A 25068-nucleotide genomic window follows, 5' to 3' on the forward strand; every position below is an offset into this window, starting at 1 on the left:
ATGAGCAACCCCCAGCAGCTGCGTTACAGCAAGGAGCACGAGTGGCTCTCGGCCGTCGAGGACGGCGTCGCCACGATCGGCATCACGGAGCACGCCGCGAACGCGCTCGGTGACATCGTGTTCGTCCAGCTCCCCGAGGTCGGTGACACCGTGACCGCGGGCGAGACCTGTGGCGAGCTCGAGTCGACCAAGTCGGTCTCCGACCTGTACTCCCCCGTCAACGGCGAGGTCACCGAGATCAACCAGGACGTCGTCGACGACCCGGCCCTGGTCAACTCGGCCCCGTTCGAGGGCGGCTGGCTGTTCAAGGTCCGGCTGGCCGACGAGCCGAAGGACCTGCTCTCCGCCGACGAGTACACCGAGTTCTCCGGGAGCTGACCCCACCGATGTCCGTACTGAACGAATCCCTGCACGAGCTCGATCCCGAGGTCGCCGTCGCGGTCGACGCCGAGCTGAAGCGCCAGCAGTCGACCCTCGAAATGATCGCGTCGGAGAACTTCGCTCCGGCCGCCGTCATGGAGGCCCAGGGCTCGGTCCTCACCAACAAGTACGCGGAGGGCTACCCCGGCCGCCGCTACTACGGCGGCTGCGAGCACGTCGACGTCACCGAGCAGATCGCGATCGACCGCGTGAAGGCGCTCTTCGGCGCCGAGTACGCGAACGTGCAGCCGCACTCCGGCGCCTCCGCGAACCAGGCCGCCCTCTTCGCCATCGCCAAGCCGGGCGACACGATCCTCGGCCTCGACCTGGCGCACGGCGGCCACCTCACGCACGGCATGCGCCTGAACTTCTCCGGCAAGCAGTTCAACGTGGTCCCGTACCACGTGGACGACGCGGGCCTGGTCGACATGGCCGAGGTCGAGCGGCTCGCCAAGGAGCACCGCCCGAAGGTGATCATCGCCGGCTGGTCGGCGTACCCGCGCCAGCTGGACTTCGCCGAGTTCCGTCGCATCGCCGACGAGGTCGAGGCGTACCTGTGGGTCGACATGGCGCACTTCGCGGGCCTCGTGGCCGCGGGCCTGCACCCGAACCCGGTCCCGTACGCCGACGTCGTCACGTCCACGACGCACAAGACGCTCGGCGGTCCGCGCGGCGGCATCATCCTCGCCCGCAACAAGGACTTCGCGAAGAAGCTGAACTCGGCCGTCTTCCCGGGCTTCCAGGGCGGTCCGCTCGAGCACGTGATCGCGGCCAAGGCCGTCTCCTTCAAGGTCGCGGCCTCGGAGGACTTCAAGGAGCGCCAGGCGCGCACGATCGAGGGCGCCCAGCTCCTCGCCGAGCGTCTGACCACCCCGGAGTCGCGGGCGGCGGGCGTCAACGTCCTGTCCGGCGGCACCGACGTGCACCTGGTCCTCGTCGACCTGCGCGACTCGGAGCTCGACGGCCAGCAGGCCGAGGACCGGCTCCACGAGGTCGGCATCACGGTCAACCGCAACGCGGTCCCGAACGACCCGCGCCCGCCGATGGTCACCTCGGGCCTGCGGATCGGCACCCCGGCCCTCGCCACCCGCGGCTTCCGGGCCGAGGACTTCCGCGAGGTCGCCGACGTCATCGCGCTCGCGCTCCAGCCGTCCTACGACGCGGAGGCGCTCAAGGCCCGGGTGACCGCTCTGGCCGAGAAGCACCCGCTGTACCCCGGCCTGAAGTAATTCGGCCCGGATTACGTACCCTTTCGTAGGTACGTCCTGTCGGGGCACCGCGCACACTGGAACAAGCAGTCATCAGTGAGCGCGGTGCCCCGTTCCATGCACAGCCACCATGCACAGCCCGGCAGACAACGGCGTCTACCACCACCTTTGGAGTCCCACCGTGGCCATCTCGGTCTTCGACCTGTTCTCGATCGGCATCGGCCCGTCCAGCTCGCACACGGTCGGCCCGATGCGCGCCGCCCGCATGTTCGCGCGGCGCCTGAAGAACGAGGGCCTGCTGGCCCACACCGCCTCGATACGCGCCGAGCTGTACGGCTCGCTGGGCGCGACCGGGCACGGACACGGCACCCCGAAGGCGGTGCTGCTCGGCCTCGAGGGCGACTCGCCGCGCACCGTCGACGTGGAGAAGGCGGACGAGCGCGTCGAGGCGATCAAGGAAAAGGGACGCCTCAACCTGCTCGGCGCCCACGAGATCCCGTTCTCGTACGACGACGATCTCGTCCTGCACCGCCGCAAGGCCCTCCCGTACCACGCGAACGGCATGACGCTGTGGGCGTACGGTGACGAGGCCTCCGGGCGCAAGGAGCTGCTCACCAAGACGTACTACTCGGTGGGCGGCGGCTTCGTCGTCGACGAAGATGCCGTGGCCGGCGAGAACCCGATCGTCCCCGACGACACCGCCCTCAAGTACCCCTTCCGCACCGGCGACGAGCTGCTCCGCCTCACGCAGGAGACCGGCCTGTCCATCCCGGCGCTGATGCTGGAGAACGAGAAGGCCTGGCGCACGGAGGAGGAGATCCGCGAGGGTCTCCTGGACATCTGGCGCGTCATGCAGTCCTGCGTCTCCCGCGGCATGTCGCACGAGGGCATCCTGCCCGGCGGCCTCAAGGTCCGCCGCCGCGCGGCGAGTTCGGCCCGCAAGCTGCGCGCCGAGGGCGACCCCGTGGCCCACGCCATGGAGTGGATCACCCTCTACGCGATGGCCGTGAACGAGGAGAACGCGGCCGGAGGACGGGTCGTCACCGCCCCGACGAACGGCGCGGCCGGCATCATCCCGGCGGTCCTCCACTACTACGTGAACTTCATCCCCGGAGCCGACGAGGACGGCGTGATCCGCCTCCTCCTCACCGCGGGCGCCATCGGCATGCTCTTCAAGGAGAACGCCTCCATCTCCGGCGCCGAGGTCGGCTGCCAGGGCGAGGTCGGCTCCGCCTGCTCGATGGCGGCGGGCGCCCTCGCCGAGGCGCTCGGCGGCTCCCCCGAGCAGGTGGAGAACGCGGCCGAGATCGGCATGGAGCACAACCTCGGCCTGACCTGCGACCCCGTCGGCGGCCTCGTCCAGATCCCGTGCATCGAGCGCAACGGCATGGCGGCGGTCAAGGCCGTCACCGCCGCGAAGATGGCGCTGCGCGGCGACGGCTCGCACAAGGTGTCCCTCGACAAGGTCATCAAGACGATGCGGGACACCGGCGCGGACATGAGCGTCAAGTACAAGGAGACGGCGCGCGGCGGCCTCGCGGTGAACATCATCGAGTGCTGAGTCCGCCTCCTCGGGCTCGGCCGGTTCACGCGCCAGGGGGTTTCCGAATCCGTCGACGGCTCTAGCTTTGACGTACGGGCAGGGCGGCCGGGGTGCGGCCGCTCTCGCTGCACGGTCCTGGCTCGTTGGATCAATGGAATCCGAGGACTCATGCCCCCTGAGATAGTCAGCCGTCAAGGTTCCCTGGCCGGAGAGCGGTTCGGCATCGGAGCGAAGCCCCTCACGTTCGGCCGCAAGTCCGCGAACGACGTGGTGATCCGCGACGTGAGCATCTCGCGCTTCCATGCCGAGGTACGCCGCGAGGGCCATGGATTCATGCTCTACGACCTGGGAAGCAGCAACGGGACATACGTCAACGGGGAGCGCATGACCTCGCGCGTGCTCCAGCCCGACGACGTCATCACGATCGGTGAGGAGACGTTCTCGTTCGAGGCGGCCGGGCCGATGGAGACCATCATGGACCTCTCCGTCCTGGAGGCCCTCACACCGCCTCCTGCCGAGCAGCCGGTCCCGGTGCTCAAGGTGACGGTGTCGGGCGGCGGCCCCGTGGGGCTTGCCTTCGCCCTGCTCCTGGAGTCCCTGCTCGGTCCCCGGGCCGCCGTCACGATCTACGACGGCCGCTGGACCCGGTCCGGGGACAGGGTCGTCTGGAAGGACGCGACCCAGGGCAACGTCCGGCGTATGCAGGTCGTCACGGTGCAGAGCCGCCAGTACCTGGGCCTTCCGCAGGAGGTCCAGGACCGGCTGTTCAAGGACGGCGCGTACAGCGAGATGTGGCCGGCGGGCCCGGACTCGATCCGCGGTCACCAGCCGCGCAACATCCGGATCTCCTACGTGGAGGACACCCTCCTGGAGCTGGCCAACGAGAAGCCGGACCGCATCCGCCTCGTGCCGGAGCGGTTCGATCCGGCCGAACACGAGAAGAGCGCGGCCGCGGACCACGTACTCGCCATCTGCGAGGGGGGCCGCTCCCGGACGCGCGAGCACTTCGCCGAGAAGTTCGGCCGGGCCGACACGTCCATCTACTCGCTGGAGGGCGCGCACCTCCAGGACGTGGTGCTCGGCCTGAGGGTGAAGTCCGGGCTGCCGGATCCGATGTCCGTGCTGCTCACCGTGGCGCAGAACCGGTTCCTCCTCAACTCCCTGCGCGGTGAGGGCTTCCTCAACATGCGGCTCACCGACGAGGAGGCGAAGGAGGTCGTGGGGATCGACCCCGTCCGGCAGGTGTTCGAGGAGTGCATCGCCTCGCGCCCGTGCGTGATGAACCGGAGCGAGGACGGCGACTTCCTCTGCGACACCCACAGCACCCTGTTCCTGCCCGCCCTGCTCAAGGGGTCGGCGCTGTGGAAGCGGGTCAAGGAGGGGCTCGCGCTGTTCGCCGTGCCCGAGTCCGACCTGAGCGCCGTCACCGCGTTCCGCCTCGACATGGTGCAGCGCCCGCGGTTCACCGCGCGGCTGCACCCCAAGACGGCCGCGGGACCGGGCACGTACGGATTCCTGCTCGGGGACGCCGCCAACGCCATCCACTTCTGGCCGGGACGCGGCCTCAACAGCGGCTGGGGATCGGCCATTTCGCTCGCCCGGTCACTCAGCGGCACCTGGCGGGGGCGGCCGCTGCGCGATGCCGACTTCGTACGCCACGAGGCGGCCATGTCGATGCTCCAGTACCGGCACAAGAGCCGCGCCTGGAACTCGATGATCACCACGGACGAGCAAGGGGTGACCCGGGCCATCAAGGACAAGATCCAGCAGAGCATCTCGGAGGCCGCGGAGCGGACTCCGGACCGGCAGGCCGACCTCGACGCGCTGATGGATCAGCTCCGCGCGATCCGCGACCGTCTGGCGCCGCGGATCCCCGGACTGCCCGACGACGCGACGCTCCTGAAGCACCTGGAGACGCTGAACGGCCAGACCTTGTACACCCTGGTGCACAGCGGCGCCTGGGACACCCAGATCGTCGGCGGCGAGGAGGTCGACATCGACATCTTCTATCCCGCGGAACGGCTGGACCCGCTCCTGGTGGGCTGAGCGACCGGCCCACCAGGGCGCCGGACGGCTCACAGGGCGGCGCTCGTCCCCTGCCCCGACGCGCTCCCCGCCAGCCACTGGTCCCAGCTCAGGTTGAAGGCCGCATAGCCGTTGTCCGCCGGGGCCTTGGCGCGCGGGGAGCCGGTGATGGTGATCGGGTCGCCCTGCTTGACCTGGTTGTAGAACCACTTGGCGTCGGACATCGACAGGTGCACGCAGCCGTGCGAGCCGCGGGCGCTGCCGCTGCCCGGGTTCGGGTCGCCGGTCGAGTAGTGGACGTAGGTGCCGGACTGGGTGAGGTGGACGTCCCAGGGCAGCGTCAGGTCGTAATAGTTCGGGCTGCCCTTGTCGCAGCTGATGCCGACGCTGCAGGAGGTCATGTGGACCTTCTTCTGCTTGTCGATGACGGCCATCGTGCCGTTCCACGTCGGGTACTCGGCGCTGCCCGCGTTGATCGAGAGCGTGCGCACGGCCTTGCCGTCCTTCGTCACCTTCAGTGTGTGGCCGGGGACGGAGACGTCGGCGCGCACATCGTCGCCGACCTTGAAGGTGTGGGTGTAGCCGTGCACGCCGTAGCGCCCGTTGCCGTTGCTGACGCCCTTCATGTCGGCGTCGACCTTCACCTTCGTACCGGAGGGCCAGTACGTCTTGGGCCGCCAGTCGGCGCGCCGGTCGCCGAACCAGTGCCAGGCGCCCTTCACCGGCGTCGACGTGCTCACCTTCATGTGCTTCTCGACGGTTTTCCGCGCCTTCGCCGCCACCGGGTTGGTGAACACCACGGAGACCGGCATGGCCACGCCGACCGTGCTGCCGGTCTGCGGGGTGATGGTGTCCAGGAGCATCGGCGGCCCCTTGGGCTTCGCCGGCGACGGCGACGCGCTCGACTTCTTGTCCGCCTTCCCGTCACCCCCGCTCGCCTTGTCGTCACTGCCCCCGCCGCAGGCACTCGTGCCCACCAGCATCGCGACCGTCACGAGCGAGATCCCTATAACGCTGCCCTTGCGCCGTCCCACGAACTGCCCCACTCTCCGTCACCGCGTACCCCGTAGCGGGGGCCGCCTCCCTGTCAGACAGCTCCGCGGGGTACGTCAGTTGCGTACCGCGTGCAAAGCGTGTTCCAAGATTGCGGCAGCTCATGCGCGTACTAGACAGTGATCCGCAGCACCAGGGCGGCGACGGCGAGCAGGAAGCAGAAGGCCCACGGCCCGAGGTACCGGTCGCCCACGCGGACATGCGCGCCCAGCGCCCCCACGAAGTACAGGACGAGCCCGACGCCCGCCGCGCCCCCCAGCGCCGGCACCACGAACCCGGCGAGCAGCCCCAGCGCCCCCGCGCCGAGCGCGGTCCCGAGCCATGGAATCCACGCGTACGGCACCCCCAGCTTGTCGGCCTGGGCCTTCGGATAGGAGTGCCCGGCGAGATTGGCGACGGCCGCGGAGCCGTAGACGACGGCGGCGAGGACGGTGACGATGACGTAGACCGTGAACATGGTGTGCTCCTCCAGAAAGGGTTCACCACACGGACGGATTCACCCTGCGCAAACGTGACATCCGCGGGCCCCGGATCAGGGACGATGAAAGTTCGACCTCGTCGCCCCACAGACCAGGAGGCCCGCATGATCCGTGGCATCGACGTCAGCTCGCACCAGTCCACGTTCGACACGGACGGCGTCTCGTTCGTCTTCATCAAGGCGACGGAGGGCCGTAGTTACGTCAATCCGCGCCTGGCCGCCCAGACGAAGCGGGCGCGTGACGCCGGGTGCGTCGTCGGCTTCTACCACTTTCTGTGGCCGGGGAACATCACGGCGCAGGCCGAGTACTTCGTGAGCAAGGCCCCGGAGAAGGTCGGGGACCTGCTGGCCGCCGACTGGGAGACGACCGGCGAGGGCACGCACGCGAGCAACGCGGAGAAGGACAAGTTCATCCGCGAGGTGAAGCGGCTGCGGCCCAACCACCGGGTCCTTCTCTACGCAAACCGGAATTATTGGCTCAATGTGGACACGACCTCGTACGCCGGTGACGGGCTCTGGATCGCCGACTACGTCAGCGCCGGGAAGCCCCGCATCAAGGCGGACTGGGTGATCCACCAGTACACCGACAGCCCACTCGACAAGAACATCGCCGACTTCGAGAGCAAGAACGCCCTGCACGAGTGGGCGGGCGGCGTCTGACGGGAGGCGGTGGTCAGGCCCGCCACTCCGGCGTGCGCTCCGGGGACGCCGCGTCCAGCGCCTTGCGCACCGCCGCCGCGTCGGACGCGAGTCCGTAGACCGGGGTGCCGGGCTGCTGGCGCCAGGACTCGTCCTGGCCGCCGGCGTCCACGGTGTCGAAGCCGATCTCGTCGAGGAGTGCCGTGACGACCTGCTTCGCGGCCGCGTCGTCGCTCGCGATGGGCAGGGAGACGCGCTGCGGGTCGCCGGAGGGGCGGGGCTTGTCGAGGATGTCGTGGGCGTAGGTGCCGTTGAACGCCTTGACCACCTGGTGGCCGAGTTGGCGCTCCGTCCAGCGGCTCTCGGTCAGGCCCTCGTCCTCGATCCCGGCGATCTTCCCGTCGCGCTGCTGCGGGTAGTAGTTGCCGGTGTCGATGACGGCGACGTCGGGGGCCGCCGTGTCCAGGAGGCCCTTGGGCAGGTTCGGCACGGCCTTGAGCGGGATCGTGACGACCACGACCTGCGCGTCGCGCACCGCGTCCTCGATCGTGGCGGGCGTCGCGCCGGTCTCCTCGGCCAGCGCGGTCAGGGTGTGGGGACCGCGGGAGTTCGCGACGTGGACGTCGTGGCCGACGGTGGTGAGGCGCCGGGTGAGGTTGCCACCGATGTTGCCCGCGCCGATGATGCCGATCTTCATGTCGTGCCCTTGCCCTTCGGGGTCAGCGGATTCACGCACGTATGTACGTGGACTGCGAACCGGGAGGTCCCGCGGGCTATTCCCAGATCGCCCCAAACGGGCCAATCGGCCTCACTCGGCGTCCCGCGAGGCCAACTTCCCCTGCATCACGGTCAGTTCGTCCCGCGCCGCCCGCCCCGCCGCCTCCGCGTCCCCCGCAGCCACCGCCTCCACCAGGTCCGCGTGCGCCGCGTCCCCGTGGTCCTGCTCGGCCTGCTGTACGTCGACCAGTGCGAGGAGGTCGACCAGGGCCTCACGCAGGGCCGGGGCGAACTCGGCGAAGAGGTCGGTGAGGACCGGGTTGCGGGCGGCCGCGACGACGGTGGCGTGCAGGGCGATGTCGGCGTCGACGAACGCGCCGCCGGGGCCGCCCGCCGCGGCCCTGCGCGCGTCGAGCGCGGCCCGCATCGCCGCGATGTCCTCGTCCGTACGGCGCTCGGCGGCGAGCCGCGCGGCCTGGATCTCCAGGAGCGTACGGACTTCGTAGACGTCGGCGACCGCCGCGCGGCGCAGCCGGGTCGGCCAGTCCTCGACCGGGCGCAGCGCCGTGACGAAGACGCCCGCGCCCTGCTTCGGCCGCAACATCCCCTGGCCCGTGAGCGCGCGCAGGGCCTCGCGGACGGTGGAGCGGCCGACGCCGAGGTCCTTGGCCAGTGTGGTCTCGCCGGGCAGGCGGGCGCCGAGGGGCCAGGCGCCGTCGGCGATCTGTGCGCGAAGGCGTTCCGCGGCCTGTTCGACGAGCGGGCTGGGGCGGAGGGGGCCGGCCGGCGACGACACGGGATCACCAACTTGTCTGAGGAGTACTTGTCTGAGGACCAGAGGTGTGGCTAGTGTACCGAGCATGTTCCGCGGACTCCTTCTTCTCGGCTGCCGCGGCGGGGCCTGACGCGACCGGCACCCCGCCGCGGGGTGCCGTGCTGCCGGTCGTCCCCGCACGACCGAGCCGAGGAAGGCCTCAGCCACCATGTACCGCTGGAATCCGCAGACCCCGGGCCCGATGCCGTATCGCCGCTACCGGCCCGACCACGAGCGCGTCAACATCCCCTCTATCGACCGGAGTTGGCCGTCGAAACGGCTCACCGAGGCGCCGCTGTGGGTGCCCGTCGATCTGCGCGACGGGAATCAGGCGCTCGCCGAGCCGATGGACACCGCCCGCAAGCGCCGCTTCTTCGACCTGCTGGTCGGGATGGGCTTCAAGGAGATCGAGGTCGGCTATCCGTCGGCGAGCCGGACGGACTTCGACTTCGTACGGCACCTGGCCGAGCAAGTCGCGACCGGTGCCGTGCCCGAGGACGTCACCCCCGTCGTGTTCACGCCCGCCAAGCCGGATCTGATCGAGCGGACCTTCGAGTCCATCGAGGGGCTGCCGCGCGCCGTCGTGCACCTCTACATCCCCACCTCCCCCACCTGGCGCGACGTCGTGCTCGGCATGACGCGGGACGGGATCCGGCGCACCGTCCGCGAGGCCGCCGCACACATGGCCCGCCTCGCCGACGCCCGGCCGGACGCGCACATCCGCTTCCAGTTCGCCCCGGAGACCTTCAACCTCACCGAGCCGGACTTCGCCCTGGAGGTCTGCAACGGGCTGACCGAGCTGTGGGACGCGAGCCCCGACCGCCCGGTGACCCACAATCTGCCGACGACCGTCGAGATCTCGACCCCGAACGTGTACGCCGACCAGATCGAGTACATGCACCGGCACCTCGCCCGCCGCGAGTCCGTCATCCTCTCCGTGCACCCGCACAACGACCGCGGCACCGGCGTCGCCTGCGCCGAACTCGCCGTCCTGGCAGGGGCGCAGCGGGTGGAGGGCTGCCTGTTCGGCAACGGTGAGCGGACGGGGAACGTCGACCTCGTCACCCTCGCGATGAACCTGTACGCGCAGGGCGTCGACCCGATGATCGACTTCTCGGACATCGACGCGGTGCGCGAGACGGTCGAGTTCTGCAACCGGCTGCCGGTGCACCCCCGGCACCCGTACGGCGGTGAACTCGTCTACACCGCCTTCTCCGGCACCCACCAGGACGCCATCTCCAAGGGCTTCGCGCACCGCGCCGCGCACCCGGACGAGCCGTGGAACGTGCCGTATCTGCCGATCGACCCGGCCGATGTGGGGCGTACGTACGAGGCCGTGATCCGCGTCAACTCGCAGTCCGGCAAGGGCGGGATGGCGTATCTGCTGAAGGAGCACCACGGCGTCGACCTGCCGCGGGCGCTGCGGCCCGAGTACGCGCGGCTCGTGCAGGAGGCCACCGACAACAGCGGCCGCGAGGCGGAGCCGGACGAGCTGTACGCCCTGTTCCGTGCGGCCTATCTGGATGCCACAGGCCCCGTGGCGCTCGCCGACGGCTGGTCGGCGCGGCAGGACGGCGCCGTGCACCGCTTCACGTGCACGCTCGAAGTCGACGGTGCGGCAAGGGAGTCGGAGGGCAAGGGCAACGGCCCGCTGGCGGCCTTCGCGGACGCGCTCGCGGCGGCCGGCCTGGACGTGGACGTCCTGGACTTCGGCCAGCACGCGCTGACGGCGGGGCGGGAGGCCGAGACGGTCGCGTTCGCGCACTGCCGGGTCGGCGGGGTGCCGGTGTGGGGCGCGGGCCGGGACACGTCGGTGCTGGCCGCTTCCGTACGGGCGGTGCTGTCGGCGGTGAACAGGGCCGCGGTGTGAGACACCGGTGGGGCGTGCGCCGCGCGCACGCCCCACCGGGCCTTCGAACTCACTTGTTCAGGTTGGCCCAGAACTCGTCGAACGAGAGCCGCTTGTCCCCGTTGGCGTCCTGCCCGGCGATGAGCACCTCGGCCACGGAGTCGGTGACGTTGAAGTCGCCCATCTGCGCCATGGCGCTCTTGTACTCGGCCGCCGTGATGAAGCCGTCACCGTCCGCGTCGAAGCGATCGAACGCCTTGCGTGCTTCCTCGATGTCCGCCACCGGGTCACCCCTCGATTTTCGTACTGCCGTGTTGACGGCAGCCAGATTAGCTGGCTGTGCGGGCGCGCAGTGCGGCGAGTACCCAGGCGAACTCCTCGCGGTGCGGGTGCTCGGGGGCGCCGCCCTTCAGGACGACGAGCAGTTCCCGGTAGCGGGCCACCTTGTCGTTCATCGTGGCGAGCAGCCGGTCGAGGACGGCGGACCGGTCGGCGTCGCCGAGCAGCTCCTGAAGCACCGGCTCGGCGGCGGGCGAGGCCGGGTCGATCCCGTCCCGCACCGCGTCGCCCGCGAGCGCGACCAGCTTCTGCAGGAACCGCATGGAGGAGCCGGCGGTGTCCTCGGGGGTGCGGTCCGCCGCGTTGTACTCGGTGGCCCGCCGCATGCCCGCCTTGAGCTCCGGATCCTGGAGCAGCTCGGCCAGCTCCACCCAGGCGTCGACCTGCTCGGGCGTCGGGTCGTCCGGCAGGCCCGCGCTCATGTTCCGCATCCGCTCCTGGACCACCAGGTCGACGGTGTCCAGGCCGTGCAGCATCTCCTCGGCGAAGTCGTCCATGATCCGCTTGCGCTCGGCGGCGGACTGTCGTGCCAGCTTGTTCATCAGGGCCATCTCCTCGGCGCTCGAATTGCGTTTGGCGACGGTCGACAGCACGGCCCGGTTGAGCCGCAGCACCTGGATCTGCGCGTCGAGCGCCGCCACGTGCGCGGCGGCGACGGACGCGATGTCCCGGTCCCCGGAGAGGATCTTCCGTACGTCGTCCAGGCCGAGGCCCAGCTGGCGCAGGGTGCGGATCAGCTCCAGGCGGGCCACGGCCTCGGCGTCGTAGAGCCGGTAGCCGCCCTCGCTGCGGGTCACGGGGTGCAGGACGCCCTCGTCGGACCAGAACCGGATGGTGCGCACCGTGAGGCCGGTGCGGCGTGCCAGCTGTCCGATCGTGAGCAGCTGCGGGCCGTCGTCGATCATGTCGAGGAGTCTGGGCCTTCCAGTGGGTGGAGACTCAAGCCCAGCGTACGAGGCCCGTGACCGGGGAGGGGGTCAGCGGTCGGCGACGCGCATCTCGAACCACGTCGTCTTGCCGCGCGGCAGCAGGTCGACGCCCCAGCGGTCGGAGAGCTTGTCGACGAGGAAGAGGCCGCGCCCGGAGATGTCGAGCTCGTGCACCGGCATCAGGCAGGGCAGGCCGCGGGACGGGTCGCGCACCTCGATGCGGATCCAGCCGCGGCGGCGCAGCATGCGCAGGCCGAAGTGGCGGGCACCGGTGTGCCGCACCGCGTTGCCGACGAGCTCGGAGACGAGCAGGACGCCGTCCTCGGTCATTTTCGGGGAGAGGCCCCAGTGGCGCAGGACGACCACCTGTGCGAGCCGTCGTGCGGTCGCGGCCGACTCGGGGCGCGACGGCAGCGACACCTCCGCCTCGGCCGGATTTCCGAACAACTCCAGTGCCCTCAGGGCGTGTTCGTCCTCGACCGCGGGAGACCAGCGCGCCGCGGTCGCACTCGCGTGCCGCCGCGGTTGTTCCACACCCTCAAGCCCCGCCATGGCTCCATGATGGGGCCATGGAGCCCTCCGTGGGGCCGTTCCGACGGAATAAGCCCCCCGGAACGCTTCGTTCCGGAGGGCCGTTTGGGCATATGCCCTTGGCAGTACAGGGGTGTTGGCACCCGATCTGACCTGCGACAACTCCTCGCGCGAAGGTCGCCGTTGATCGTTTGCGACCGAACGCGCTTAAGGTTCGCTTAAGGTTCGGATAATACTCCCCGAACGAGCGAACTGATCAACTCGGTTTGCCCATAAGGCAATTGACGGGTCGTTTGGACGGCGCCGGGACGCCGTCAGGCGAACTTCGCCTTCCCCGGGCCTTCTTCCACAAAGCTACGCATCCCGGTCTCCCGGTCCTGCGTGGCGAACAGGCCTGCGAACCAATTGCGTTCGATCGCCAGGCCCGTGTCGAGGTCCGTCTCCAGGCCCGTGTCGATCGACTCCTTCGCCGCCCGCAGCGCGATCGCGGGCCCCTTGGCGAGCTGCCCCGCCCAGGCGTTCGCGGCGTCGAAGACCTCGGCCGCGGGGACCACCCGGTCGACGAGCCCGAGGGTGAGCGCCTCCTCGGCCCGCACCTGGCGGCCCGTGAAGATCAGGTCCTTGGCCTTGGACGGGCCGACGAGCCGGGACAGGCGCTGGGTGCCGCCGGCGCCGGGGATCAGGCCGAGCAGGATCTCCGGCTGGCCGAGCTTGGCGTTGTCGGCGGCGATCCGGAAGTCGGCGCACAGCGCGAGCTCGCAGCCGCCGCCCAGCGCGTAGCCGGTGACGGCGGCGACGACGGGCTTCGGGATGCGGGCGACGGCGGTGAACGAGTCCTGCAGTCCGCGGGAGCGGGCGACCATGGCCGCGTGGTCCATGTCCCGCATCTCCTTGATGTCCGCGCCGGCCGCGAACACCTTCTCGCTGCCGCGGACGACCACGGCCCGGATGTCGTCCCGGGTCGTGGCCTCCTCGGCGAGTTCCTTGATGCGGTCCTGGACGGCGATGTCCAGGGCGTTCATCGGGGGGCGGTCCAGGCGGATGGTCCCGACGCCGTCGGCTACTTCAAGGTGAACGGTCATGCGGCGCAGCGTACCCAGCGGATGGTTGCGGCCGACCGGCGGCAGGGTCGCGGGGCTCTGCCCCGGACCCCGCGGGCTCTCGTCCGCAAATCGGGGCTTGACGCCTCTACTTCTTCCAGTCCGCCCACGACATGTTCCACCCGTTCAGGCCGTTGCCTGCGTCGACCGTCTTGTCGTGGGTGTTCTTGACCACCACCACGTCGCCCGTCATCGACTGGTCGAAGAACCAGGCCGCCGGGACCTTCTTGTCGTAGCCGCCGCGGACGTCGCGCAGGCCGATGCAGCCGTGGCTGGAGTTGACGTTGCCGAAGGTGCCGCCGCCCCAGTAGTTGCCGTGGATGAACGTGCCGGAGTCGGTCAGGCGCTGGGCGTGCGGGACGTCCTTGATGTCGTACTCGCCGCCGTAGCCGACCGTCTCGCCGTTCATGCGGGTCACACGCAGCCGCTCGCTGATGACCATCGTGCCGCTCCAGGTCTCGTAGCCCGGCTTGCCCGTGGTGATCGGGATCTTCTTGATGGTCTTGCCGTCGCGCTTGACGGTCATCATGTGGGTCTTGGCGTCGACGGTGGAGATCTGACTGCGGCCGACGGTGAACTTCACGGTCTTGACCTGCTTGCCGTAGACACCTGGCCGGCCCTCGACGCCGTCGAGGTTCAGCTTGACGGTGACCTTGGTGCCCGTCGCCCAGTACTTCTCCGGGCGGAAGTCGATGCGGTCGTTGCCGAACCAGTGGCCCTCGACCGGGACGGAGGGCTCGGCCTTGACCGAGATCGCCTTCTCGACGTCCTCGGGGTGCGTGATGCCGCGCGAGAAGCGGATCGAGAACGGCATGCCGACGCCGACCTTCGAGCCGTCCTCCGGGGTGAACGTGCCGATGAAGGTGTTCTTCGGGGTGAGCGTGGTGAACGTGGAGTCCTTGGCGGACTCGCGGCCCGCCTTGTCCTTGGCGACCGCGTGCACCTTGTACTCGGTCGACGCGGCGAGGTGCCGCGCCGGGGTCCAGGTGCCGCCGCCGTCGGTGATCGCGCCCTGCACCTCGTTGCCCTTGGTGTCGGCGACCTTCACCTCGGTCAGCTTCCCCTTGGCCGCGGTGACCTTCAGGGCCCCGCTGGTCGCGACGCCGTCGGCGCCGTTCTTGGGCGCCACCGCCACCACGGCCTGCGACTCCTTGTGTGCCTCGCCCGCCTGGCCGGAATCCCCCTTGTCGTTACCGCCTCCACCGCCACCACCGCCACATGCGGTGACAAGGAAGAGTGCCGCCCCCAGCAGAAACGCGGATATCGGTCGTCGCCCGTTCAAGATCTTTCTCCCCTCGCACGGCCTTGCCCCCAAGGCCCGCACTACCGCGCCTGCAACGCGCGCACTGCGAAAGATAACCACACGACCTGGGAAAACGGATCCCCAGAGATGTCACCGTTGTGTCCCAACAGCGGGCAGGATGCCCGACTTTCGGCTAGGACGTAACCGCTCCCCCGGCCTTCCAGCGCGCCCAGCCCATGTTCCAGCCACCCAGCCCGTTGTCGGCCGCCACCTTCTTGTCCGCGCTGTTCCTGACCTCCACCACGTCTCCGATCAGGCTGCGGTCGAAGAAGCGGCCCGCGGGGGTCCGGGAGCCGCCGCCCTTCACATCGCGCAGTCCTACGCAGCCGTGGCTGACGTTGCTGCGGCCGAAGACGCCGCCCGACCAGTAGTTGCCGTGCAGGAACGTGCCGGAGTCGGTGAGCCGGATGGCGTGCGGGACGTCCGGGATGTCGTACTCGCCGCCGAAGCCGACGGTGCGGCTGTCCATGCGGGTGACGTCGAGCTTCTCGCTGACGACCATCTTCCCGTTGTACGTCGTCGAGCCCGGCGCCCCCGCGGTGATCGGCACGGTCTCCACCGGCTTGCCGCGCCTGTGCACGCGCATGGTGTGCGCCGCCGCGTCCACCACGCTGACCTGGCTGCGGCCCACCGTGAACGTGAACGCCTTGTCCTGGAGGCCGTACACGCCGGGCGCCGCCTGCACGTCGCGCAGGCCCAGGTCGACGGTGACCTCGGTGCCCGGCTTCCAGTAGTTCTTCGGCCGGAAGTCGAGGCGGCTCCTGCCGAACCAGTGCGGGGCGATCGCGACGCCGGGCTTCGCGGTGACCCTGATCGCGCGCTGCACAGCGGCCCGGTTCTCGATCTCCCGGTTGAACGCGACCTTCACGATCATTCCGGTGCCGACCCTGGCCCGGTGCTCGGGCGTGACGTAGCCGATGAAGCGCTTGGCGGGAACGTACGTCTTGAACGTGGTGTGCCGGGCCACCCGGCGCCCGTGGCCGTCCACGGCGACCGCGTCGACTTTGTACTGCGCGGCGAGCGCGAGGCGGTCCGCTCCGGGGCCCGTGGGGCGCCAGCGCATCGAGTCCCGCTCCAGGCGGCCCGGTACGGACCGCTCCTGCGCGTCCTGGACCCTGACGACCTCGACCGACTCCAACCGGCCCTCGGGGACGGTGACTTGAAGCCCTCCGCCCGCCCGCACGCCCTTCGCCCCGTCGTCGGGCGTGACCCGGATCAGTTCCTTCGCGGACCGCGGCTTGCCGAACATCGTGTCGCCGCCGCATCCGGCGAGCGTGCCCATCAGTCCTGCCCAGGTCAGTACGGCGCCCAAGGTCGCCCCTGCGTGCCGCGCACGCCTCACAGCTGTTCTCACGCCAGAGCCAACGATGGGCACCCCGCTGGGGAAACGTGAGTGCGAGCGAAGCTCTGGGCAGAACAGTGGGAGGAAGCAGGGGGAGCGCGGCCGGGACGCCGCACGCCCCGCTGCCCATGAGTCGTGGAGCCGCGGGAGGCCGTCAGGTGTCGAGCGCACCCGAGCAGGAGGCAGTTCAGAGCGCGCCGCGCGCGGGCAACGGCAGAGCGCTGCCCGCCCCGTTCACCGGTCGCGGTCGCGAGCGGGAGCGCGTGTCCCCGCTGGAGCCGGTGTGGCCGGGCACGCCCGTGCCGCTCGGCGCCCGCTTCCGGGTGGGACCGGAGGGAGTGGCCGGCACCAATTTCGCGCTGTGGGCGGGCGGCGCCGAGTCCGTCGAGCTGTGCCTGTTCGACGAGGAGGGCCGTGAACGCCGGGCCCCGCTCAGCGAGTTGACGCACGAGATCTGGCACGGCTTCGTGCCGGGAGTGCTTCCGGGGCAGCGCTACGGCTTCCGGGTGCACGGCCGCTGGGATCCGTGGACGGGCGCCCACTGGAACCCGTCGAAGCTGCTGCTCGACCCGTACGCGCGGGCGGTGGACGGCGAGTTCGGGCTGCCGCCCGAGGTTTACGGGCACGTACGGGACTGGCCCGAGCAGCATGTGGCCGACACCGTGCGCGACAACCGGGACTCGGCGCCGTACGTCCCGAAGGGCGTGGTCGTGCACGACGACGCGTCCGGCGACGAGTGGGTGGACGACCGGCGCCCGAAGACGCCGTGGGCGGACTCGGTGATCTACGAGGTGCACGTGCGCGGCTTCACGCGCCAACACCCGGGAATCCCCGAGGAGTTGAGGGGTACGTACGCGGGGCTCGCGCACCCCGCCGCGATCGAGCACCTCGTGAATCTCGGGGTGACGGCGGTGGAGCTGCTCCCGGTGCACCAGTTCGCGCACGAGGACCATCTGCTGCGCCGGGGCCTGCGGAACTACTGGGGCTACAACTCCATCGGCTACTTCGCGCCGCACGCCGGATACGCGGCGTCCGGGACGGCCGGCCAGCAGGTGGGCGAGTTCAAGCGGATGGTGCGGGCGCTGCACGACGCGGGGATCGAGGTCATCCTCGACGTGGTCTACAACCACACGGCGGAGGCCGGCGAGCTGGGCCCGATGCTGTCCCTGAAGGGCATCGACAACCGCGGCTACTACCGCCTCCAGGACGACGCGCGCCGCTACACCGACTACACGGGCTGCGGCAACACGCTGCACGTGGTGCAGCCGCAGGTGCTCAGGCTGATCACGGACTCGCTCAGGTACTGGGTCACGGAGATGGGCGTCGACGGCTTCCGCTTCGATCTCGCCGCGGCGCTCGCCCGCTCCATGCACGACGTCGACATGCTCTCGCCGTTCCTGGCGGTGATCGCGCAGGACCCCGTACTGAGGCGCGTGAAGCTGATCGCCGAGCCGTGGGACGTGGGCTCGGGCGGCTACCAGGTCGGCTCCTTCCCGCCCCTGTGGACGGAGTGGAACGACCGCTACCGCGACGCCGTCCGCGACTTCTGGCGCGGCGCGCTGCCCGACGTACGGGACCTGGGGTATCGCCTGTCGGGGTCGAGCGACCTGTACGCGTGGGGCGGGCGCAGGCCCTACGCCTCGGTCAACTTCATCACCGCCCACGACGGCTTCACGCTGCGCGACCTCGTGTCGTACGAGCGCAAGCACAACGAGGCCAACGGGGAGGGCAACCGGGACGGCACGCACGACAACCGGTCCTGGAACTGCGGCGTCGAGGGCGAGACCGACGACGAGGGCATACGGGCCCTGCGCAGACGGCAGTTGCGCAACCTCATGACGACGCTGCTGCTGTCGACCGGGGTGCCGATGCTGGTGGCGGGCGACGAGTTCGGGCGCACGCAGCGCGGCAACAACAACGCGTACTGCCAGGACAACGAGATCAGCTGGGTGGACTGGGGCCTCCTCGACGACCCCGGCTGCCGGGAGCTGTTCGCGCTCACCGCACGGCTCGTCGCGCTGCGGCACACGCACCCCGTGCTGCGGCGCCGCGCGTTCTTCTCGGGGCGCGCGCACTCGGCGGACGGGCTGCGGGACCTGGCGTGGTTCACCTCGCGCGGCACCGAGATGACGGAGGGCGACTGGTACGCGCCCGCCGGCACGGTCGGCATGTATCTGTCCGGGCGCGACATCCCCGGCCGGGACGCCCGTGGCGAGACCGTCACCGACGACAGCTTCCTCGCGATCCTGCACGCGGGCGACCGGGCCGAGAGCTTCGTGCTGCCGGGAGAGCCCTGGGCCCGCTCGTACGAGGTGGTGGTGGACACCGGCGAGGAGGAGCAGGGCGCGGCGCCGGCCGTGCTGCACGAGGCCGGCGCCACGATCACCGTGGAGGCGAGGACGGTGCTGCTCCTGAAGGTCAGGACGTAGCGCCCTGGGGTCGCGGCTCCCCCGCGTAGGTGCCGAAGGACCACATGTTGCCCTCCGGGTCGATGATCGCGAACTCGCGGCTGCCGTACGGCTGGTCCTCGATCTCGCGGAGGATCTTGACGCCCGCGTCGACGAGCCGCTCGTACAGCTCGTCGACCCGGGCGGTCACGACGTAGCCGCCGAAGGTGCCCGGCTCGACGCACCAGGTGCCCGGTTCGGCGTCCGGCTTGTGGGAGCCGAGCATGATGCCGCCGCCCTCGGGCCAGTCGAGCTGGGCGTGGGCGACGCGGTCGCCGTCCTCGTAGACGGCCGTGCGCAGGAAGCCGACGGTGTCGACGAGGAAGTCGATGAGCGCGGGCGCGTCGGTCGCCTGGAGAGTGGGCCAGACGGCGGGCTCGCGGGGTGTCCGCGGGTTGCTCTGCTGGGTGCTCTGTGTGGTGTTCATGGCTCCGAGTCTTCGCCGTTGTGGTGTCCCCCGGCTTGGATGTTTCGGCACTCCTCGGAGATCCACCCGGTCGGGCTCAGGCCCGTGTACTGGCGGAAGTCGCGGACCAGGTGCGAGTGGTCGCAGTACCCGTGCTCCGCGGCGACGCGGGACAGGTCCGGCGGGGCGCCCGCGGCGACGGCGCGGACGACGGCGGCCTTCGCGTGCTGGAAGCGCATCAGGCGGGCGGCCTGCTTGGGGCTCAGGCCCGTCTCGGCGCGGAACAGCGTGGTGAGGCGGCGCTCGCTGAGGGCGACATGCGCGGCGAGCCCCTTCAGGGTGCCCGCGCCGCGGTGCCGGGCGAGCCACGTCCACGCCTCGGCGACCTCGGGGCGCACGCCGGCCAGCGGGTCCTCGGCCGTCCGCCGCGTCACATAGTCGGAGACGAGGTCGAAGCGGGACCGCCAGTCGTCGAGCCCGGCCAGCTCCTCCCGTACGATCGCAGCCGTCCGGCCCAGCACGTCCGCGCCCTCGACCGCGACGGGCCCCGCGAGCTCGGCCGCGGGCGCCCCGAGCAGCGCGCGGGCCGCGAGGGGGTGCACGGCGAGCTGGATGCCGCCCTCGGACCCGGACTGCGCGATGAACTCGGGGCTCTGGTGCAGCCCGCCCACGACGATGTCCGTGCGGACCGCGTCGGGCCCCAGGGCCTCCTCGGGGGTGTGGCCGCCGACGACCGGCTCGTCGAGCGTGAAGATCACCGTGAGGTACGGGGAGGGCAGGCCACGGTGGAGCGCGGGAGGCAGGCCTCGCGTGCGATAGCCGACCGCCGAGACGATCGGGCCGCCGGGCCGTGGCGTCGCGCGCACGAACTCCTGGGAGCCGGTGCTCATGCCTCCAGTATGGGGTCCGGCGCGGTGTTCGTGCCGGACCGCTGGCAGCTACCCGTACCCGCCGGGTACATGCCGGTCACGCACGGTGAGTCCGATCATGGCGGGCGGCGGCCGCCCGCTCTACGGTGGCCCGTCGTGAACTTCACCAAGGCAGACTCCCTGCGCAAGAAGCCCCTCCTGCTCGCCGCCGCGGTCGCCGCCCTCGCCGCCGCCCTCGCCACGACCGTGCTGTGGCCGGGCGCCGACGCGTCCGCCACCACATCCGGTGACGTACGCGCGGTGGCCGCCCAGCTGAAGCACTGGCCGAGACCGCAGGCCGAGCAGCTCGCCCGGGTGATCGCGGCGCACGAGCACCAGGGCGCGTACGCGACCTTCGACGCGGACAACACGACGTACCGCAACGACCTGGAGGAGTCGCTGCTGCCCTTCCTGGAGACGAAGGGCGTCCTGACGCGGGACACGATGGACCCGTCGCTGAAGGTGATCCCCTTCAAGGACACGGCGGACCACAAGGAGACCCTGACCGAGTACTACAACCGGCTGTGCGAGGTCGACGACCAGGTCTGCTATCCGTGGGCGGCGCAGATCTTCTCCGGGTTCACGCTCAAACAACTCAAGGGCTACGTCGACGAGTTGCTCGCGTACGACAAGCCGCTGCCGGGCGGCGCGAAGCCTCCCCAGTTCTCGGAGGGCATGCGGGAGCTGTACCACGCGCTGCGCTCGCACGGCATCGAGGTGTACGTGGTGAGCGCCGCGAGCGAGGACCTCGTCCGCATGGTGCTCGGCGACCCGAAGTACGGCTACGACGTGAAGCCCGAGAACGTGCTCGGGGTCGCCGCCCTGCTCAAGGACCGCAAGACGGGTGACGTGACGAGCTCCCGCAAGGAGATCGCGGCCGGGACGTTCGACCAGAAGGCCCTGGAGGAGCGGGAGTTGACGCCGAACCTGTGGGCCCCGGCGACCTGGTACGAGGGCAAGCCCGCCGCCATCAGCACGTACATCGACGCCTGGAAGAAGCCGATCCTCGCGGCCGGGGATACGCCCAAGAGCGACGGCCCGATGCTGTTCCGGTCGGTGGACGTGGCGCACGGCGGCGTCCGGGTCTGGGTCAACCGCAAGGACAGCTACATGAAGGAGCTGAACGGGATGAAGGCGGACGGGGCGAAGCGGCAGAAGGAGCTGGGCCAGAAGGTGACCGCCGACAAGCGATGGGTGACCGTGACGCCCGAGCAGATCGGCTGAGCCCCGACCGTCAGCCCAGGATCCCGCGGTCGTACGCCACCGCGACCGCCGCCGCGCGGTCCTTCACGCCCAACTTGCCGTAGATGTGGGTGAGATGGGTCTTCACCGTCGCCTCGCTGATGAACAGCTCGCGCGCGATCTCCTTGTTCGAGGTGCCCTTGGACACCAGGACCAGGACCTCGCGCTCGCGGGCCGAGAGCGTCTCGTCGGCGGGCGCGGCGGGCGTGCGCACGGCCGTGACCAGGCGGGACGCGACGGCCGGTGACAGGACGGTGCGGCCCTCGGCAGCGGCCCGTACCGCCGTGAAGAGCTCCTCGCGCGGGGCGTCCTTGAGCAGATAGCCCGTGGCGCCCGCCTCGATCGCGGGCAGCGTGTCGGAGTCCGTGTCGTACGTGGTGAGGACCAGGACGCGGGCGCGGGCGCCGCGGCGGGTCAGCTCCTTGATGGCGTCCACGCCACCCCCGCCCGGCATCCGCAGATCCATGAGGACGACGTCCGGGTCGAGGGTGGCGGCGCGGGCGACGGCCTCCACCCCGTTCGCCGCCTCGCCGAGGACCGTGAAACCGGTGGTCGACTCGAACATGCCGCGCAGCCCGTCGCGTACGACGGGGTGGTCGTCGACGATCAGGAGCGTGATCACGGGGCCGGTCGCGGGGTCGGGCACAGGGTCAGTCATGGCGCACCAAAGGTACGCGAGCGGAGATCGCCGTGCCGCCGCCTTCCTCCGACTCGACGGTGACGCCGCCCGCGAGCCGCTCGGCGCGGGCCCGCATCCCGTCGAGGCCGAAGCCGCCGCTGCCGGAGCGGGCGGGTACGGAGAGCGGGTCGAAGCCGCGGCCGTCGTCGCGCACGTCGAGGGTGACCTCGCCCGCCATGAAGGAGAGGGTGACGCCGACGCGGGTGGCGGCCGCGTGCCGGGCCGCGTTGGACAGCGCCTCCTCGGCGATCCGCAGCAGGCTCGCCTCGATCTCCTCGTGCAGCGGCTCGGCCGTGCCGGTGAGGGTGAAGTCGGCGCGGACGCCGGTGCGGGCGGACCAGTCGGCGACGGTCTTCTTCAGGGCCTCGGCGAGCGTCGCGTCGTCCAGGGCCGCGGGCGCCAGATTGTGCACGGAGCGGCGGGCCTCGCCGAGGCTGTGCCGGGCGAGATCGGCGGCCCGGTCGAGGTGCTCGCGGGCCTGCGCCTGGTCGGGGGTGTTCGCGACGACCTGGAGCTGGGCGATGATCCCGGTCAGGCCCTGGGCGATGGTGTCGTGGATCTCGGCGGCGAGCCGGCGGCGCTCGTCGGAGACGCCCGCCTCCCGCGCCTGGACGAGGAGTTGGGCTTGCAGCGCGGCGTTCTCGTCGAGCGCGTCCTGGAGGGCCTTGTTGGTGCGTTCGAGTTCGGCGATGGTGGCGACCTGGGCGAGGGTGCGCTCGGCCTCCTTCGTGTCGAGATGGACCATGGCTGCCACCAGCGCCATGTTGATCGCGTACAGCGCACCGAAGAAGGCCCACTGCCCTGCGTTCTCGGGCGGCAGACCGCCGGACTGGGACCCGGCCAGGATCACGGCGGACGCGGCGAGGCCGAATTTGACCAGGCGGGGCGGGAGGAAGCGGTCGGCGCCGAAGTAGCCGATGGCCGCGTAGAAGGCGAAGAGCGGGTTGACCCAGGCCAGGCCGAAGGCGAGCGCCCAGCGCAGGACGTAGTAGACGGTGCCCGCCGCCGAAGGGCCCTTGCGGGCGAGGCCGGCCCGGATGGCGACACTCTCCAGGGCCACGGCGCCGACGACGAGCCCCGCCATCGCGTACCAGCCGGTGGCCCTCACCCCGAAGGACGTGTTCGTGGCCACCGCGAGCAGCACACTGATGCCGAGCAGGGTCAGCGGGGAGAGGCGGTGGAAGGCCCGCCACCGCTGCTCGACGTCCTCCACGGCTCGGCCGAGTCCGTCCGCCGCCTCCGATGTGTCCCGCTCGTCCATGTCCCCAGTCTGCGTGACCACGCCCGCCTCCAAGGTCATTGCCACCGGAACGGTCATTGCCGATGGAACGGTCATTCCCAGCGGAACCAGCGCGCGGCCACGCCGGTCAGGCCCACGGCCCAGACCGCGAGCACCAGCAGGTGCGACCAGGCCGGCCAGTCGCCCGCCGCGGCCTGGTTCAGGGCCTGCGCCGCGGCACCGAACGGCGTCAGCTCGACGATGTGGGCCAGGGTGTCCGGCATCGCCTGCACCGGCAGCCAGACACCCGCGCAGAACATCGCGGGGAAGAAGACGACCGAGCCGATCGCGTTGGAGATCTTCGTCGTACGGGCCCGGGAGGCGATCAGCGCGCCGAGGGCGAGGGAGACGACGACGGACAGCACGAGGGCGAGCAGATAGCCCCCGAACTGCCGCGGCAGCGCCACGTCGAAGGCGATCCGGCCGACGGCGAGACAGATCGCGACCGAGACGAGGACGGCGACGCCGTGGATGCCCATCTGCGCGCCGAGGACGGCCGTCGGCCGCACCGGCGTGGTCGACATCCGGCGCAGGATGCCGCGCTCCCGGTACCCGGTGATGATCGGCGGCATCGACTGGATGCCGCCCGCGATCATGCCGAGCAGCACGGTGACGGGCACGTACGCGTCGACGAGCCGGATGCCGCCGAGACCGGCGTCGGCCTGTCGGAAGGACGGGATGGAGCCGAGGATCACGAGCAGGGCGACGGGGAACAGCAGGATCCCGACGAGGCTGCCCGCCTCGCGCCTGAAGAGCGTGAACTCGGCCTTGAGGACGGCCCGGTCGACGGCCGACCGGTCGGCCGGGACGGCTGTGGTGGTGGGCGCGGTGACGGTGCTCATGACTGGCCGGCTCCCGTGAGGTCGAGGAAAGCGTCGTCCAACGTGGCGTCGGACACGCGGAGTTGGTGGGCGGTGATGTGCTGGCGGGCGAGCAGCGTGAGGAGGGCGGTGACCGTGTCGTCGGTGCCGTTGAGGGTCACCCGGCCGTCCTTGTGGTCCACGGAGGTGACCGCGGGCAGCCCGGCCAGCGCACGCTCGTCCAGCGGCGCGGACGGGCTGAACGAGATGACGGTCGACCCGGCGGCCCGGCTGATCAGGCCCGCCGGGGTGTCGAGCGCGGCGACCCGGCCCTTGTCGATCACGGCGATCCGGTCGCAGAGCCGCTGCGCCTCCTCCATGAAGTGCGTGACGAGGAGGACGGTGACGCCGCTGTCGCGCACCTCCTCGATGAGCTCCCAGGTGTCGCGGCGCGAGCGCGGGTCGAGCCCGGTGGTCAGCTCGTCGAGGACGACGACGCGGGGGTTGCCGACGAGGGCGAGCGCGATGAACAGGCGCTGCTTCTGTCCGCCACTGAGCTTCGCGAAGCGGGTGCCGAGCTTGTCGGTGAGGCGCAGGCGCTCGGCGAGCGGCCGCCAGTCGAGGGGCGCGGGGTAGAAGGCGGAGTACAGCTCCAGCGCCTCCTTCACGGTCAGCTTCGGCTGGATCTCGCTCTCCTGGAGCTGCGCGCCGAGGATCCCGGTGACCTGTGCGTGGTCGCGTACGGGGTCGAGCCCCGCGACCCGTACGTGCCCCTCGTCGGCCGCGCGCAGCCCCTCGACGCATTCGACGGTGGTGGTCTTGCCCGCGCCGTTCGGCCCGAGGATCCCGAAGATCTCGCCCTCGCCGACGGTGAAGGACACCCCGTCGACGACGGCCCGCCCGGCGTACGTCTTGCGCAGCCCGGCGACCTCGATGAGCGGTGCTGTGGTGGTGGTCATGGCATCAAGCGTCGCCGCGCGGGCCCTGTCGGGGCATCGGCCATCGCGCTCGAGCACG

24 protein-coding genes are annotated in these 25068 nt (G+C 70.7%); 8 read left to right on the top strand and 16 right to left on the bottom strand.

Annotated features, from left to right (window positions below):
• The 4 genes from gcvH (at nucleotide 1) to ACOKM3_RS15240 (ending at nucleotide 5217) form a co-directional block, all read left to right on the top strand.
• Nucleotides 1–378, top strand: coding sequence for a glycine cleavage system protein GcvH (gene gcvH / locus ACOKM3_RS15225; RefSeq protein ID WP_266714318.1), 378 nt, complete (start codon nucleotides 1–3; stop codon nucleotides 376–378).
• Between the two features lie 8 nt (nucleotides 379–386).
• Complete coding sequence (gene glyA / locus ACOKM3_RS15230; RefSeq protein WP_426900783.1) at nucleotides 387–1649, top strand: serine hydroxymethyltransferase; 1263 nt, start codon at nucleotides 387–389, stop codon at nucleotides 1647–1649.
• A gap of 160 nt (nucleotides 1650–1809) precedes the next feature.
• Complete coding sequence (locus ACOKM3_RS15235) at nucleotides 1810–3189, top strand: L-serine ammonia-lyase (RefSeq protein WP_426906798.1); 1380 nt, start codon at nucleotides 1810–1812, stop codon at nucleotides 3187–3189.
• Between the two features lie 150 nt (nucleotides 3190–3339).
• Complete coding sequence (locus ACOKM3_RS15240; protein ID WP_426900785.1) at nucleotides 3340–5217, top strand: FHA domain-containing protein; 1878 nt, start codon at nucleotides 3340–3342, stop codon at nucleotides 5215–5217.
• Nucleotides 5218–5246: 29 nt separating this feature from the next.
• On the opposite strand, the gene ACOKM3_RS15245 is transcribed toward ACOKM3_RS15240, so the two are convergent.
• Together ACOKM3_RS15245 and ACOKM3_RS15250 are read right to left on the bottom strand one after the other, a co-directional pair.
• The gene (locus ACOKM3_RS15245; RefSeq protein WP_426900787.1) at nucleotides 5247–6242 is read right to left on the bottom strand and encodes a L,D-transpeptidase; all 996 of its coding nucleotides are present in this window, start codon (nucleotides 6240–6242) and stop codon (nucleotides 5247–5249) included.
• 119 nt (nucleotides 6243–6361) lie between these two features.
• Nucleotides 6362–6706, bottom strand: a complete 345-nt coding sequence (locus tag ACOKM3_RS15250; RefSeq protein WP_426900789.1) for a DoxX family protein — start codon at nucleotides 6704–6706, stop codon at nucleotides 6362–6364.
• A 126-nt stretch (nucleotides 6707–6832) separates the two neighbouring features.
• Between ACOKM3_RS15250 and ACOKM3_RS15255 the strand changes: the two genes are divergently transcribed.
• Nucleotides 6833–7387, top strand: a complete 555-nt coding sequence (locus ACOKM3_RS15255; protein ID WP_426900791.1) for a glycoside hydrolase family 25 protein — start codon at nucleotides 6833–6835, stop codon at nucleotides 7385–7387.
• Nucleotides 7388–7400: 13 nt separating this feature from the next.
• On the opposite strand, the gene ACOKM3_RS15260 is transcribed toward ACOKM3_RS15255, so the two are convergent.
• Together ACOKM3_RS15260 and ACOKM3_RS15265 are read right to left on the bottom strand one after the other, a co-directional pair.
• Nucleotides 7401–8102 (bottom strand): NADPH-dependent F420 reductase, encoded by a 702-nt coding sequence (locus ACOKM3_RS15260; RefSeq protein WP_426900793.1) that lies wholly within the window; start codon nucleotides 8100–8102, stop codon nucleotides 7401–7403.
• 72 nt (nucleotides 8103–8174) lie between these two features.
• Nucleotides 8175–8879, bottom strand: coding sequence for a FadR/GntR family transcriptional regulator (locus ACOKM3_RS15265; RefSeq protein ID WP_426900795.1), 705 nt, complete (start codon nucleotides 8877–8879; stop codon nucleotides 8175–8177).
• Nucleotides 8880–9066: 187 nt separating this feature from the next.
• Here ACOKM3_RS15265 and leuA point away from each other — a divergent pair, with 187 nt between their 5' ends.
• Nucleotides 9067–10767: a 2-isopropylmalate synthase gene (leuA, locus tag ACOKM3_RS15270; RefSeq protein ID WP_426900797.1), complete on the top strand. Its 1701-nt coding sequence runs from the start codon at nucleotides 9067–9069 to the stop codon at nucleotides 10765–10767.
• Nucleotides 10768–10816: 49 nt separating this feature from the next.
• On the opposite strand, the gene ACOKM3_RS15275 is transcribed toward leuA, so the two are convergent.
• From ACOKM3_RS15275 to ACOKM3_RS15300, 6 genes are all read right to left on the bottom strand, one after another.
• The gene (locus ACOKM3_RS15275; protein ID WP_266714300.1) at nucleotides 10817–11029 is read right to left on the bottom strand and encodes an EF-hand domain-containing protein; all 213 of its coding nucleotides are present in this window, start codon (nucleotides 11027–11029) and stop codon (nucleotides 10817–10819) included.
• Between the two features lie 46 nt (nucleotides 11030–11075).
• Nucleotides 11076–11990 carry a helix-turn-helix domain-containing protein gene (locus ACOKM3_RS15280; RefSeq protein WP_426900799.1) on the bottom strand — a complete coding sequence of 305 codons (915 nt, stop codon included), beginning with the start codon at nucleotides 11988–11990 and terminating at the stop codon, nucleotides 11076–11078.
• A 72-nt stretch (nucleotides 11991–12062) separates the two neighbouring features.
• Nucleotides 12063–12566, bottom strand: coding sequence for an ATP-binding protein (locus ACOKM3_RS15285; protein WP_426900801.1), 504 nt, complete (start codon nucleotides 12564–12566; stop codon nucleotides 12063–12065).
• A 293-nt stretch (nucleotides 12567–12859) separates the two neighbouring features.
• Nucleotides 12860–13627 carry an enoyl-CoA hydratase/isomerase family protein gene (locus ACOKM3_RS15290; RefSeq protein WP_426900803.1) on the bottom strand — a complete coding sequence of 256 codons (768 nt, stop codon included), beginning with the start codon at nucleotides 13625–13627 and terminating at the stop codon, nucleotides 12860–12862.
• A gap of 106 nt (nucleotides 13628–13733) precedes the next feature.
• Nucleotides 13734–14927 (bottom strand): L,D-transpeptidase, encoded by a 1194-nt coding sequence (locus tag ACOKM3_RS15295; RefSeq protein ID WP_426900805.1) that lies wholly within the window; start codon nucleotides 14925–14927, stop codon nucleotides 13734–13736.
• Between the two features lie 154 nt (nucleotides 14928–15081).
• A complete protein-coding gene (locus ACOKM3_RS15300; protein WP_426900807.1) occupies nucleotides 15082–16302 on the bottom strand; it encodes a L,D-transpeptidase in 1221 nt (406 codons plus the stop codon).
• 146 nt (nucleotides 16303–16448) lie between these two features.
• Between ACOKM3_RS15300 and glgX the strand changes: the two genes are divergently transcribed.
• Nucleotides 16449–18719, top strand: a complete 2271-nt coding sequence (gene glgX, locus ACOKM3_RS15305; RefSeq protein WP_426900809.1) for a glycogen debranching protein GlgX — start codon at nucleotides 16449–16451, stop codon at nucleotides 18717–18719.
• Here glgX and ACOKM3_RS15310 read toward each other — a convergent pair.
• The gene (locus tag ACOKM3_RS15310; protein ID WP_426900811.1) at nucleotides 18709–19164 is read right to left on the bottom strand and encodes a VOC family protein; all 456 of its coding nucleotides are present in this window, start codon (nucleotides 19162–19164) and stop codon (nucleotides 18709–18711) included. The genes glgX and ACOKM3_RS15310 overlap by 11 nt on opposite strands.
• Nucleotides 19161–20033: an AraC family transcriptional regulator gene (locus ACOKM3_RS15315; RefSeq protein ID WP_426900813.1), complete on the bottom strand. Its 873-nt coding sequence runs from the start codon at nucleotides 20031–20033 to the stop codon at nucleotides 19161–19163. The genes ACOKM3_RS15310 and ACOKM3_RS15315 overlap by 4 nt, the downstream gene beginning before the upstream one ends.
• A 135-nt stretch (nucleotides 20034–20168) precedes the next feature.
• On the opposite strand from ACOKM3_RS15315, the gene ACOKM3_RS15320 reads away from it, so the two are divergent.
• Nucleotides 20169–21275 carry an HAD family hydrolase gene (locus ACOKM3_RS15320; RefSeq protein ID WP_426900815.1) on the top strand — a complete coding sequence of 369 codons (1107 nt, stop codon included), beginning with the start codon at nucleotides 20169–20171 and terminating at the stop codon, nucleotides 21273–21275.
• Nucleotides 21276–21285: 10 nt separating this feature from the next.
• On the opposite strand, the gene ACOKM3_RS15325 is transcribed toward ACOKM3_RS15320, so the two are convergent.
• The 4 genes from ACOKM3_RS15325 to ACOKM3_RS15340 form a co-directional block, all read right to left on the bottom strand.
• Nucleotides 21286–21951, bottom strand: a complete 666-nt coding sequence (locus ACOKM3_RS15325) for a response regulator (RefSeq protein ID WP_426900817.1) — start codon at nucleotides 21949–21951, stop codon at nucleotides 21286–21288.
• A complete protein-coding gene (locus ACOKM3_RS15330; protein WP_426906799.1) occupies nucleotides 21944–23233 on the bottom strand; it encodes a sensor histidine kinase in 1290 nt (429 codons plus the stop codon). Before ACOKM3_RS15330 ends, ACOKM3_RS15325 begins: the two co-directional genes overlap by 8 nt.
• A gap of 71 nt (nucleotides 23234–23304) precedes the next feature.
• The gene (locus tag ACOKM3_RS15335; protein ID WP_426900820.1) at nucleotides 23305–24093 is read right to left on the bottom strand and encodes an ABC transporter permease; all 789 of its coding nucleotides are present in this window, start codon (nucleotides 24091–24093) and stop codon (nucleotides 23305–23307) included.
• On the bottom strand, nucleotides 24090–25010 hold the full coding sequence (locus ACOKM3_RS15340) for an ABC transporter ATP-binding protein (protein ID WP_426900822.1): 921 nt from the start codon (nucleotides 25008–25010) through the stop codon (nucleotides 24090–24092). The genes ACOKM3_RS15335 and ACOKM3_RS15340 overlap by 4 nt, the downstream gene beginning before the upstream one ends.
• Nucleotides 25011–25068: the final 58 nt, after the last annotated feature.

It is taken from the genome of Streptomyces nidicola (assembly GCF_050106155.1).
Lineage (GTDB): Bacteria > Actinomycetota > Actinomycetes > Streptomycetales > Streptomycetaceae > Streptomyces.